General features: G+C 55.5%; 16 protein-coding genes and 1 tRNA gene. 4 read left to right on the top strand and 13 right to left on the bottom strand.

What is annotated here, in order from left to right; translation table 11 throughout:
• Positions 1–290: 290 nt before the first annotated feature.
• The 5 genes from HFM78_RS01565 to crtH form a co-directional block, all read right to left on the bottom strand.
• Positions 291–362: transfer RNA gene (locus tag HFM78_RS01565), tRNA-Val, on the bottom strand.
• Positions 363–397: 35 nt separating this feature from the next.
• Positions 398–718, bottom strand: coding sequence for a phasin family protein (locus tag HFM78_RS01560; RefSeq protein WP_287127658.1), 321 nt, complete (start codon positions 716–718; stop codon positions 398–400).
• A gap of 5 nt (positions 719–723) precedes the next feature.
• Positions 724–1,254, bottom strand: coding sequence for a ribosome maturation factor RimM (rimM, locus tag HFM78_RS01555; RefSeq protein ID WP_287127657.1), 531 nt, complete (start codon positions 1,252–1,254; stop codon positions 724–726).
• Positions 1,251–1,487, bottom strand: coding sequence for a transcriptional coactivator p15/PC4 family protein (locus HFM78_RS01550; protein ID WP_287127656.1), 237 nt, complete (start codon positions 1,485–1,487; stop codon positions 1,251–1,253). The genes rimM and HFM78_RS01550 overlap by 4 nt, the downstream gene beginning before the upstream one ends.
• Positions 1,484–2,971, bottom strand: a complete 1,488-nt coding sequence (gene crtH, locus HFM78_RS01545; protein ID WP_287127655.1) for a carotenoid isomerase — start codon at positions 2,969–2,971, stop codon at positions 1,484–1,486. Before crtH ends, HFM78_RS01550 begins: the two co-directional genes overlap by 4 nt.
• A gap of 139 nt (positions 2,972–3,110) precedes the next feature.
• Between crtH and HFM78_RS01540 the strand changes: the two genes are divergently transcribed.
• Positions 3,111–3,521, top strand: a complete 411-nt coding sequence (locus tag HFM78_RS01540) for a PleD family two-component system response regulator (protein ID WP_287127654.1) — start codon at positions 3,111–3,113, stop codon at positions 3,519–3,521.
• A 33-nt stretch (positions 3,522–3,554) separates the two neighbouring features.
• Here HFM78_RS01540 and HFM78_RS01535 read toward each other — a convergent pair whose 3' ends face one another.
• From HFM78_RS01535 to HFM78_RS01505, 7 genes are all read right to left on the bottom strand, one after another.
• Positions 3,555–3,827, bottom strand: coding sequence for a hypothetical protein (locus tag HFM78_RS01535; protein WP_287127653.1), 273 nt, complete (start codon positions 3,825–3,827; stop codon positions 3,555–3,557).
• Positions 3,766–4,155, bottom strand: coding sequence for a redoxin domain-containing protein (locus HFM78_RS01530; protein WP_287127652.1), 390 nt, complete (start codon positions 4,153–4,155; stop codon positions 3,766–3,768). The genes HFM78_RS01535 and HFM78_RS01530 overlap by 62 nt, the downstream gene beginning before the upstream one ends.
• A gap of 31 nt (positions 4,156–4,186) precedes the next feature.
• A complete protein-coding gene (gene ribBA / locus HFM78_RS01525; protein WP_287127651.1) occupies positions 4,187–5,854 on the bottom strand; it encodes a bifunctional 3,4-dihydroxy-2-butanone-4-phosphate synthase/GTP cyclohydrolase II in 1,668 nt (555 codons plus the stop codon).
• A 72-nt stretch (positions 5,855–5,926) separates the two neighbouring features.
• Positions 5,927–6,376 carry a hypothetical protein gene (locus HFM78_RS01520; RefSeq protein WP_287127650.1) on the bottom strand — a complete coding sequence of 150 codons (450 nt, stop codon included), beginning with the start codon at positions 6,374–6,376 and terminating at the stop codon, positions 5,927–5,929.
• A gap of 74 nt (positions 6,377–6,450) precedes the next feature.
• Positions 6,451–7,374 carry an RNA polymerase sigma factor RpoD/SigA gene (locus tag HFM78_RS01515; protein ID WP_287127649.1) on the bottom strand — a complete coding sequence of 308 codons (924 nt, stop codon included), beginning with the start codon at positions 7,372–7,374 and terminating at the stop codon, positions 6,451–6,453.
• Between the two features lie 90 nt (positions 7,375–7,464).
• Complete coding sequence (locus tag HFM78_RS01510) at positions 7,465–7,902, bottom strand: YlqD family protein (protein WP_287127648.1); 438 nt, start codon at positions 7,900–7,902, stop codon at positions 7,465–7,467.
• Positions 7,903–7,971: 69 nt separating this feature from the next.
• A complete protein-coding gene (locus HFM78_RS01505; RefSeq protein WP_287127647.1) occupies positions 7,972–8,256 on the bottom strand; it encodes a DUF427 domain-containing protein in 285 nt (94 codons plus the stop codon).
• A 102-nt stretch (positions 8,257–8,358) separates the two neighbouring features.
• Here HFM78_RS01505 and HFM78_RS01500 point away from each other — a divergent pair, with 102 nt between their 5' ends.
• Positions 8,359–9,078 (top strand): hypothetical protein, encoded by a 720-nt coding sequence (locus HFM78_RS01500; protein ID WP_287127646.1) that lies wholly within the window; start codon positions 8,359–8,361, stop codon positions 9,076–9,078.
• 27 nt (positions 9,079–9,105) lie between these two features.
• On the opposite strand, the gene HFM78_RS01495 is transcribed toward HFM78_RS01500, so the two are convergent.
• Entirely contained in the window at positions 9,106–9,828 is a 723-nt protein-coding gene (locus HFM78_RS01495) for a ferritin-like domain-containing protein (RefSeq protein ID WP_287127645.1), read from the bottom strand.
• 381 nt (positions 9,829–10,209) lie between these two features.
• On the opposite strand from HFM78_RS01495, the gene HFM78_RS01490 reads away from it, so the two are divergent.
• Together HFM78_RS01490 and HFM78_RS01485 are read left to right on the top strand one after the other, a co-directional pair.
• A complete protein-coding gene (locus HFM78_RS01490; protein WP_287127644.1) occupies positions 10,210–11,064 on the top strand; it encodes a hypothetical protein in 855 nt (284 codons plus the stop codon).
• Complete coding sequence (locus HFM78_RS01485; protein ID WP_287127643.1) at positions 11,061–11,555, top strand: DnaJ domain-containing protein; 495 nt, start codon at positions 11,061–11,063, stop codon at positions 11,553–11,555. The genes HFM78_RS01490 and HFM78_RS01485 overlap by 4 nt, the downstream gene beginning before the upstream one ends.
• Positions 11,556–11,723: the final 168 nt, after the last annotated feature.

Here is an 11,723-nt window from a genome sequence, read left to right as displayed (position 1 = left end):
GTGACCACAATGCAGCCTTGAATATTCTGGCAGCAGGATTACAAAGTACCCAGGGGCACTGGGAAACGGCAACGCTTGGGGAGAGCATAGCCCCTACGATAGAGGCGCAATCCGATGTTGCAAGCTGACGCGTGGAACCAAGAGCTGGGCGGTACCGCCCAGCTATCCCCCGGCTTTAGCCTGGGGGAGTGTCAACAAGCACCTAGCCCAAGTTCTCAGTAGGTCAAATCAGACCCTTGCGCTCTGGACTAAATAGCGAAAAACCCGCCACTAGAGCGGGTTTCAAAGTTTGGGCGATATTGGAATTGAACCAATGACTCCCACCGTGTCAAGGTGGTACTCTACCTCTGAGTTAATCGCCCAGGTTATTCAGTGTGCCACACAATAGCTCTGACCGCTAGGGCCGACGGTTCTGGAGTTGGCGGACCTGGAACTCCAGTTGCTCAATGCGGGCCTTGAGGACTTCGAGTTCCGACTGGGTGGGGACTTCTAGGTCCTTGAGGGCGACTTTGACCTGTTTGCGGAACTGGTCCTCTAGGTTGCCCTGTTCCTCACGGATACGGACGACCATATCGTCCAGGAATTGTTTGGCATCCTCCGGGTCCAAGCGGCCTTCGATGACGCCTTTATCCAGGGTCTTCTTGATGCTGTCGAGGACGGCGGAGGTCGCGCCCACGCCCAAGAGCAGTAGTTGTTTGAGTACGGTGTTGCTGTCCATAGTTCCTAGCTTACTCGGTCTGTCGGGTCTGGCTCCAGTAGACCCAACAGGGGGACGACGCCCACCCAATCGGCATGAACCTCCGGGACCAAGGCTTGCACAAAGGGAATCAAAATATCTTGCCCCTCAGTCTGGACCACCAATAGATCCTGAGCACCCGTGTTGATGACATCACTAATCGTCCCGATGGTGAGCCCAGTGTCCAAACGGCGGACTTCTAATCCCACGAGGTCGCTGACCAGAAATTCCCCAGCTTCAAGATGTGGACGCTCCGCCAAAGGTACAAAAAGTTGTGCTCCCAGCAGGGCTTCGGCTTGGTTACGGTCGGTAATGCCCTCTAGCCGGACGAGGTAACTGCCTTGGTGGGGGCGGCCCCCAAGCAGTTTTACCGATTGTTCCTCCCCTCGGGCCGTGACTAGCCGACGGCTTCCCACGCGGGTTAAGCGTTCCGGGAAATCGGTTTCGGACTTGACCTTAAGCTCACCTCGGATACCGTGGGCACCTGCCACCCGACCTACTAACACCCATTCATTCACGACAAGACTCCTTCTTGCTGCACACCCTGTAACACGGGTAAAAGGGCCGCGAGCTCAGCTTGGCTTAAGGAAATACCCTCACGACTGGGTTTCCAGGTCTCCTCCTTGCTATCCCACCAAAAAGTACGCAGATGGAGGCGGGTTTTACCCCGGTAGGCAGAGACGTAGAGCCGGATCTGTTCGCGGGCAGACTCACGCAGGATGAGCGGGGCCGTTTCGGTGGGATGGGTCATCTCAGGTCCACCGCCACCCGGTGTCCACAGGCAATTCCCGAAAAAGCGACCGCATTGAGTCCCTGACCAGGGAATGTGCTATCCCCGACACAGTAAAGCCCAGGGACCGCCGTGCGATTGAAGGGCATCCCCACCAGTCCGAGGGGAGTCCCACGGGGGATGGGGCCATAGGTCCCGTCCACTCGGCCCAGGAAACGGCGGTGGGTGCGGGGCGTACCGACTTCTTGGAAGACAATCGCCTCCTTAAGACCGGGCAGAATTTGACTCACGCGGTGAATAATCTGGTCAGCCCAAGCTTGTTTTTGTTGGGCATAGGCAGCCGGGTCTAGACCCCGCCAAGCGTCCATGGCAGTCGGGCTGAAGGCATGGATGATATGGCGGTCCGGTGGAGCCAGACTGGGATCAAGCAGGGTCGGAATCGAGACAAAAACCGTCCCCAGAGCCGCCTCCAGGTCCGCCCAACGGTCCAACAAAATATGATGGACATCCGTGCCCACGGGGATCAAGCTCTGGTAGACCCCCAGATGCAAACTCAAGAAACTAGCAGACTTCTGGTAACGCTGCTGCCAGCCGCGCTCAGCCCCGGGGATCTCATCGGCGGTGAGGAGCCGTCCAAAAGTGTCCCAGCGTGTGGCATTCGAGACCACTGCTTGGGCCATCAGGGTCTCCCCGGTGGCGAGTTGCACCCCCACCGCCTGCTTACGCCCGTTGAGGAGGACGCGCTTGACATGGGCACCGTAGCGAATTTGGCTACCCAGGCGGGTGATACCGCGCTCTAGAGCCAAGGCAATCTGCCCTACCCCGCCCACTGGGTAGTTGATGCCCCCGTAGTGGCGGTCAGAGAAGACCATCCCAGCATTAATCATCGGGGTCCGGGCAGCGGGGACGACCGACCAGCAATAGCATTCCATATCAATAAACCGTAAGAGTTCCAGGTCGCGGATATATTTTCGTGCAACTCCGCCGACATTCAAGGGCAAATAACGGGCTAACCCCAGACAAGCCCCTGGATTCTGCAAAAAAGTCCGCGTCAAGTAACCAATTTCTTCTAAAGAAAGTAACTCCATGCTGTTGAGATAGTTGAAGACTCGCCAGCACTCCCCGTAAAATTGCTGAATCCCCCGCCGCTCCTGGGGAAAACGGTCTCCGAGTTCTCCGCTAAACTGCTCATAATCACGGTGGACCCGTACCGTCAGACCCTGTAAATGGTAATGGACTTGGACCGGATCGGGAATGCTGGGGATTTTTTCGTCCACACTAGCGAGGGCTCGGGTGAGCAGGTTGGTCGTCCCTCGCTCCCCCAAACCAAAAATCATGGAGGCCCCTACATCGAAACGGTAGCCCGCCCGCTCAAAGTAGCCCCCACTCCCGCCCGGAATGAGGTACTTCTCCAAGACCAAGACGCGATAACCCTGACTGACAAGATGGGCCGCCGCACTCAAGCCTCCCAGACCTGCCCCAATGACAACCACATCAACCGACATCGGACCTTAAAATGCTACTTCTAGCGTAGGCGAGACCTCTGCTAAAAACCATGTCTCCGTGTACGCATGTTACTTTCCGTATATCCCCGTGTAGACTCATAACAAGGTGACTTAGATCATAGTAGAAGCCCTCCAGTTTATGCAGAAGAAACTCATAGTTGACCAAATTCTGTTTGTGGATGATGACCCCGCCCAGTGTTTCTTGATCAAACACTGTTTGAGTAAGGATTATCAAGTTACCACGGCTGCCAATGTTGCTGAGGCTTTGGTCATCTTGCAGCAGCTACGGCCTGCCCTAGTTATTACCGATATTGTCATGCCTCAAGCGAGCGGCTTTGAATTGGCAAAAGCGATCCAAGCGAGTGATCATGCTGGACAGTTCCCCATTGTTTTCATCTCTGGGGAGAATAGTCTAGCTAACCGCATCAATAGCTATCGAAGCGGTGGGGAGTACTTCATGTCAAAACCCTGGAGTCGTGAGGAGCTACTGGCGATGGTCGCCTCGTCTCTACGCCGCAGCCGCAACTCCCGTCCCTTAGCCATGGCTTAGACCCGATATCCCCAGTTAGGGATATCGGTGCAATTAGTACTTCACCGAGCAGCCATAGGGCCGGGTGGTCGCTTCGGCAATCGGTCTACCCGCTAGAGCATCGTTGAGAGCAAGTTGCACATAGTTCTTGTCAGCTTTCACGGTCATGTCAGTGGTGGGTTTATCATCCACGGCTCCGTTGTAGATGAGCTTCCCTTGGGGGTCCACGATGAACATATGGGGAGTCGTTTTCGCCGCGTAGAGCTTACCGAGACTGCCGTTGTTGTCCATCAAGTAAGCCGTGGGAGCCGCGCCCTTTTCTTTCATCAGTGCGTTGACTTGCATCGCTGAGAAGCTTACCCTGATTGCCCATGGCTGAGGAGTTCACTGACAGCCAAACCACGCCCCGCTGGGTAGCGGTTTTCTGGAGATTCTGCATGGTGTTGGTCCCATACTGGCGTTTAACGAAAGGACAATCATAGTTAGTCCATTCTAGGACCACATACTTGCCCTTAAAGTCATTCAAACTATGGGTCTTACCATTACTGTCTGTGGCCTCGAAAGCGGGGGCCATCTGTCCAACCAAAGCATTAGCCAGCACCGGGGCTTGGACTAAGCTGAGAAACAATCCCAAAAGCACGGTATTGCGCTTCATCTCTAAACTCCCTGGGTTATCGCTTCTTAGTTTAACTGTGGGGTTTCAAGAAACGGTAGACCTGCTGCCGCTCCCAGGTCTTCGTACAATAATCTACCCACTGGTCTAGGGTCCGGTCCTGGGAGGAGAAATTCTGATTGAGGTGGCCCAAGGGGTCCTGTCCATCAGAGACCACGAATTCTAACCCCACTAAGTTTTCAAGCCGAGTCAACTCCATCAAAAACGCCTGGATCATGCCCCGGCGGGGTTGGTCAGTCAGGCGGTACCAGTCCTTGACCTGTCCATCGTCGTGCTCTAGCCCCAGGTGAAAAATACAAGCATCCCGTGAAAATACAGCCCGGCCGACCGGACGGACTTCTTCTTGAACTAAGAGTCCCTTAAGCGCGGCCCAGGCCCGGATCTGCTCCAGCAACTTCAACCAGTCCTGTTCCTGGGGGACCGGGGAAAAGTTCAGGCCAGCGACCAACAGACGGACCTCCGGCAAAATGTGACCCAGCTTCCGGGCCTTGGTGGTGAGGTAGCGGCTATTGAAATCGGTCTCCTCCACAATCAGTGGCACCCGGTCGGTGATCTCTAGCCCATAGCCGCCCAAGCCAGCGATTTTGCGGGGATTGTTGGTGATGAGCTTCATCCGGCGCACCCCTAGGTCATTGAGGATCTGCGTCCCCACCCCATAGTTACGCAGGTCCGCCGCGAACCCCAGCCGCTCATTGGCCTCCACCGTGTCGAGCCCCGTGTCCTGGAGACTGTAGGCTTTGAGTTTGTTAACTAGCCCAATCCCGCGCCCCTCCTGACGCAGATAGACCACCACCCCGCGTCCGGCGTGGTCAATCATCTTCATCGCTGCTTGAAGTTGCCGTTGACAATCACAGCGCAAGGACCCCAGCGCGTCCCCAGTCAGACATTCGGAATGGACCCGGACGAGCATCGGTTGGGTCTCGCCCAAAAAGGGCACCGGAGCCTGGGGTATGCCCCCCTTGACCAAGGCCACGTGCTCTGTATTGTCGAGTTGGTTGCGGTAGCCAAAGATCTCAAACTGCCCATAGACCGTGGGCAGAATTGCTCTCGTCTCGCGGCGCACAAACCGCTCTGTCTGGAGCCGATAACTAATTAGGTCGGCAATCGAAATAATTTTGAGGTTGTGTTGACGGGCGAAAACCAATAGTTCCGGGAGACGGGCCATGGAGCCATCGGGGTTCTGGATCTCACAAATCACGCCCGCCGGGTAAAGTCCACTCAGACGGGCCATGTCTACTGCTGCCTCGGTATGCCCCGCCCGCATCAAGACCCCGCCTTCTCTAGCTCGTAACGGAAAGATATGACCGGGACGACGCAGTTCCTCAGGGCGGATGTAGGGGTTAATTGCCGCTAGGACCGTCCGCGAACGGTCACTGGCAGAGATGCCCGTGGTCGTTCCCAGTTCAGGGGCGGCGTCAATACTGACGGTGAAAGCGGTCTGGTTCTTGTCCGTATTCTCCGTCACCATCAAAGGTAACTTCAGTTGGTCTAGCCGCTCTGGGGTCATCGCTAGACAAATCAACCCCCGCGCATAGAGGGCCATGAAATTAATCATCTCTGGGGTGGCAAACTGCGCCGCCCCCACGAGATCCCCTTCGTTCTCGCGGTTCTCGTCGTCCACCACGACTACCAGTCGTCCAGCCCGCAGTTCATCAAGTACAGCCGGGATTGGGTCAAGCATGGCTTCCTCTGTGGGGACATAATTCCTCAATCCTAGCCGCTTCTCTCACCTAACTCTGACCAAGCTAAACTATCAATTGATGACAACCCGGCCCGTCATGCCACCCTCGGTGTGCCCGGTAATCGTACATTTGAGGTCGTTGAAGCTCCCTGCTTTAACAGGTACGAACCACCACTCCGTCGTACCTTTAGGATAAACCTCAATTTCACGGACGCTCCCCTTGACCTCGGCGATGGCCTTGCCTTGGGCATTGTTAATCTGGACTTTCCGGGTAAAAACCGCTTGGGCCATTCCCTCAGAACTGAAGTAATGGGCCTGAGGACTAGGATTCACCAGAATAAGTTTATAGAGTTTGCCCGTCTCCAAGGTAACAAGATTGGGCACAAATTTAAGTTCGTTCTCGACCGTCCCTAACTGTACAGTAACGAGAATAGGTTCCTGCTTGGTTAAATCGCCCCCAGCCATGACCGGGATTCCCATCAGTCCAACCATTAAGCCCAAGGTTGACCACCCACGCCCCATAAACCCTCCAAAGATGAAAACAGTATGAAACACTTACCGTTCTAGCGGGGAGGGCCGGGGCTGTCAAGAGGTTCTTAATCCACAATCCAATCACGCAACAGGGATTGCAGACGGGGGTGGCGCAACTTACGCATGGCTTTGGTCTGGATCTGACGGACCCGTTCCCGCGAAAGAGTATACATTTCCCCAATCTCCGAGAGGGTGTAATCCTTGCCGTCTACCATGCCAAAGCGCAACATCAAAATTTCCCGTTCCCGTGGAGCGAGCTGGTCCAAGGCATCGCCCACCTGCTCAAAGAGCAACTGGTTTTCGAGAATGACATTGGGACCGGGGTTATGGCTATCCTCGATCAATTCCAGTAGCTCGGTGTCCTCTTCTTTACCCACCCGCACGTGGAGAGACAAGGTTTTGCGACCCGCTTCTAGAATCTCGTCGAGCTTATCCTCATCGAGTTCCATAGCGAGGGCGAGTTCGGTTTTGGAGGGGCGGTGGTCTAGGCTTTGGGCCAATTCCCGGCGCATCCGCTTGACTTGGTTCAGTTTTTCGACCATGTGGACGGGTAAACGCACCGTCCGGGCCTGGGACGCAATCGCCCGCGTGATCCCCTGGCGAATCCACCAGTAAGCATAGGTCGAGAACTTAAAGCCCCGTTCGTAATCAAATTTCTCCGCTGCCCGCATCAGCCCAATCGCCCCTTCCTGAATCAAGTCGAGGAAAGGTACACCCCGATTCAAATATTTTTTGGCAATCGAGACCACTAGCCGGAGGTTGGCCCGGACGAGACGACGTTTAGCCCGTTCTGCATCCTCACCACCCGCTGCAATCACCCGTGCCAAACTGATTTCCTGCTCAGAGGTCAGGAGCGGATAACGGGCCATCTCGCGTAGAAATTGACCGACAGAGTCTTCGGGATCGGCTTGACGACCCTTGCGGCCCGCTGGATTCAGCGAGTTTAGGTTAATCCGTATCGTTGTCTCGGAGGTCTGTCCGTCTGCCATGCCCATACCGCCTAATCACGCTCATAATGTTAACAAAAGTTAACTACGCACGTCAAATTAAACGGTAGATTCTTAAAAATCTATGAAGTTCTAAGGGGTTCCACGGATCTCGACGATAATTCCATCCTGGAGGACTACTTCTAGATTCATGCGCTCCACCAAGTTATCGCCTATGGAGACTTCAAAGTCGCTCTCCACTTGGCCTTGGACGATTTCTTGGTCCATCTCCCAGGCGGTCACTTGGTTGAGTTGTTGCAAAAACTGATTCTTCTGTTGCAGAAACTCAGATTTCTTGGCTTCCATCTGAGAACGGATGCTGTTGATTTGCTGTTGAGCTTCGGGTCCGAGGGGTTTAATCGCCCCGCGCTCGACTTCGTTGACGGCCCGCTTACCCTGGAAGTCAACCTGCTGGATTTGCGCGTCCACCTGTTGGAGGGCGTTTTGGAGTTGCTGGACCGCCTCCTCTTTGAGCCGGGGGGTGACGATGGCTCTGACGGTGACGTTGCGTTTCAGCGTGATTGGTTTCATGGTCTTGGTCAAAGGTAGTGCCCAGGTATTTTAATCGTATCTGTCACGTTTTTCGCGGTAAATTTCTGCTTAGCTCTCGACCTTGACCCCTTTCCAGAAGGCAATGTACCCGGTAATGTTGAGGGCTTTTTCTTTAGGGGCGGGGTAATACCAGGCGGCATCCCGGTTGACTTGGCCCTCCACCACAAGGTTGTAATAGCTGGCGATACCCTTCCAGGGACAAGTGGAGTGGGTAGCACTTTCTTGAAAATACTCGCACTTAATCGCGGTGGGCGGGAAGTACTGGTTCCCCTCGACGACAACACAGCTATCGCTCTCGGCAAGGACAGCCCCGTTCCAAGTCGCTTTGGTCATGGTTCACCTGAGGATGATTGTCTCCAGTATGCGAAATCTGCGTTAGGTTGAACACCCCAGCCCTATACTGCGTCCCAAAGAGCATCAAGCTGAGAAGGACCCATGCTTAAGAAAATTTTGTTGTTGAGTGCCTGTGTGATGTTCGGTGCCGTGACGATGGAGCCGAGCTTTGCTGGAAGCCGGAACCGCACGACCACCAACAGTAATGGTAAGAGCTTGAATGTCAATCGCACCCGGACCAAAACCGCACCGGGGACCCACACCCAGACGGGCACCTATACCCGCACCGGAACCAACGGACAGACCCGCAGCGGCAGCTTCCAGGGCACGACCAACCGCACCTACAGCCCTGAAACAGGTACTAGCGTGACGGGTACTGGCACCGTCACCAACAACGCGGGCGACACCTATAATGTCAATCGCAATGCCAACTACACCACCAATACCGACGGGACCGTGACCCGCACGGGCGGCACCACCCTCACCGATACTGACGGCTCAGTCCAACGCAGTGTCAACGGGACCACCACCTATGACAAGGCCAACGGGACGCGGACCTCAGACTACAACTACACCACCCCCACTGGGCAGACCTACAACGTGGATAAAACCTCCACCCGCACGGGCGAGGGCACCTATACCCGTAGCTCTACCGTGACCAATAGTGCAGGCGAGACTGTCGGCGGTTCCAACACGACAGCAACCTACGAGTACACGCCTGGTCAAGGCTGGACCCAGACCGTCACAGGTACGACAACCGATGGCGAGACGATTAACAAGACCATCACCAACACCCCGGTCCCGACCACACCGGAACCCTAGGTGAAGCGGGGGGGAAACCCCCCTATCTCAGGCCATTTGCGCCAGTTCACTCAGGGCACTATCCGTGTTCTGAGTCAATTCTGGTCCGCCGACTTTACCCTTTTGGAGCATCTCGCCCACGAGCGCGACGATGGCTTCCACCTTACGGACCCGGAAGGTTTCAATCAGAGCTTCAGCCTCCCGGCGACCCAGGCGACGGACCAGGGCTTCCTTGAGGTAGGCGGCGTGTCCCCCCTCATCAGCCGCAATACTGTACATCCCTTGCCGCAGGGGATCAGCGGCGGGTAGCGCGTTCGCCATGCGGACAAAATCCCTTTGAGCATCATCTTCTAGAACATGGGTGGAGGCCATCATGAAACCCCACTCGATATTTTCAGCTTTTAATTCCTCAGCAGTATGGCCTTCAAAGTATTTCTCAAAAAACGGGCTACGCGGTTGTCCTTTGCCCTCAGTACGTAAACTTTGAAAATCAATCAGACTCCGCCCCGTGCGTTTGAGAGCTTGGGCAAAAATCGCCCCGTGGCGGCGTTCGTCCTGGGCATGGCGCAGCAGACTTTCCGCAAGCCAGCTATCGCCTTCACGGGCAGCCCGCTCACTCAAGGCTTCCAAAAAGGGTACCGCGCCCACTTCCGCGAGGTGTAAGCCCGCAATTGTATCGGGACGGGTCTGGGTATTACTCAGGCTCCGGGCACTGATGTAAGCCGATGCGCCCTGAGTTACCAGCCGGAGTATGGTCTGTGTGAAGTTCATCGGGACCTCTAGGTACTCTCTCAAGTTTAGGAAGCCGACCTAGCGAAGTGCAAAGTTTTGTTGCTTTATTTCATCTAAAAGAGGTACACATTGCTGCATACCTCACTAGGCTTATGTACGGTTTGCCCTAAGAACTCAGACCGTCTCAGCCCCAGCCCTTACTTATCCTGCCCATCGGCGGGTTGGGTGAGAAAGGTCAAGGCGAGGGCAACAGCCCAAAAGAAGAAGATGGCAGGGTCCATGGCAGCATACTTACATAGGGCATGGGGGAGCAACTGGGAGGATAGACGCTAGCCTAAGCCATTACTTTCATCTGGGTCGTGCGATAGATCACAGGGATGGGAATTTGATACATTCAACGGGAGAGCACCAGGAGTTAATTTGGACCGCCGTACTTTTTTAGGGTTGATGGCGACCGTTGCGGCTCCAGCCCTCGCCCAGCCCAAGGACATCATCACCCAAGCGGAATTCCAAAGTATCTTGATGAAAAAACTCAAGAAAGATTACAACGGACGTTTACAAGTGTTGGGTGAACCCGCGCCGGGGATATTGCGCCTCAAACGTCTAGATAGCAGTGGTAGTGAACCATTGCTGCTACTTGAACCCTTCTATGCCCAAGCCCTTAGGGTGCAGGCTAACCCCCAGGAATTTATGGAAGACCGTCTCAACCCCTTGGTGGTGGGCCTACCCGGACCTCCGGTACTAGACAAGGACCTGCTGATGCCCCGGCTCTTTGCCCAGGAGCAGTTCCGGCGGTTGTGGCCCAGTGATAATCGCCCTTCTAGTACCGCTTTACACCCCCGACTCTGTTGGACCGTAGTTGTGGACCAACCCCTGGTCCTGTGGGCGGTGGGTCCACGGGAGGAGCGGACTTGGGGTATGAGTGAGACTGAAGTTCAGCAGTTGGCCCTGGAGAACCTCGCTCGCCGGACTGACATTCCTTTTTTGGTGGCTGGGGAGCGACAGGGAGTCTGGGTCCTCAATCGCGGCGATGGTTACGATGCTGAGCGGATGCTTGTGGTAGACCTACTCCAAGCCCTGCGTGCACAGGCCGAGAGTCCCCTGACCCTAGTGGCTCCGAGTCATAACTGGCTCGTCGTCGCCCGTGATACTGGGGCGGAGGTCCGCGCCCGTCTGACCCAGGTGAGTAGCCGCATTCAGCAGACTGAGCCCAGCCAGAACCTCCCGGTGCTTCTATTTAATTTTGACCAACGCTTAGAAGTAAGTACACCATGAATGATTACTTTACGGTCCTAGGACTACCGCGCCGCCTGACGTTGCACCCGGCAGACTTGGACCGCCTTTATCGTGAACACAGTTGGGAAGCTCATCCTGACCGCCGCCCCCGCACTGAACAGGCTCAAGCGATGACCGAGACGGCCCTGCTCAATGAAGCTTACCGCACCCTCAAAGACCCCTACCGCCGCGCCCAGCACCTCCTCGCCCTCGAAGGCATTTCCCTAGAACAAAACCCGCCCCAAAGTTTATTGATGGCAGTCTTTGAACTCCAAGAACTCCTTGAGGACCCCGACACCCCCCCTGCCGAGCTAATCGCCCAAAAGCTCCACTGGCAAAACCGCGCCCAGACCCTAGACCAGACGCTCCACCAAGCCTTCAGCGAATGGGACCAAGGCAACCGTACCGCCCTGACAACCCTCAAAGCCATCCTGGTCCAGCAGCAATACCTAAACTCACTCCTAGAAAAGCTGCAAATTGCTACGAACTAGAGAACTCCCACATTCTTAAGATAGGTTTAAAAACAGGAAACCACCATCCTGACCCTTCCAGAATGACAACTTGACACTCCCCACGGCTAAAGCCGGGGGATAGCTGGGCGGTACCGCCCAGCTCTTGGTTCCACGAGTCAGCTTGCAACATCGGATTGCGCCTCTGTC

Origin of the sequence: Candidatus Cyanaurora vandensis (genome assembly GCF_013285555.1) — a bacterium.
Classification (GTDB): Bacteria; Cyanobacteriota; Cyanobacteriia; order Gloeobacterales; family Anthocerotibacteraceae; genus Cyanaurora; species Cyanaurora vandensis.
Note: the sequence above shows the minus strand (reverse complement) of the source record. Positions and strands in the feature narration are given on the sequence as shown.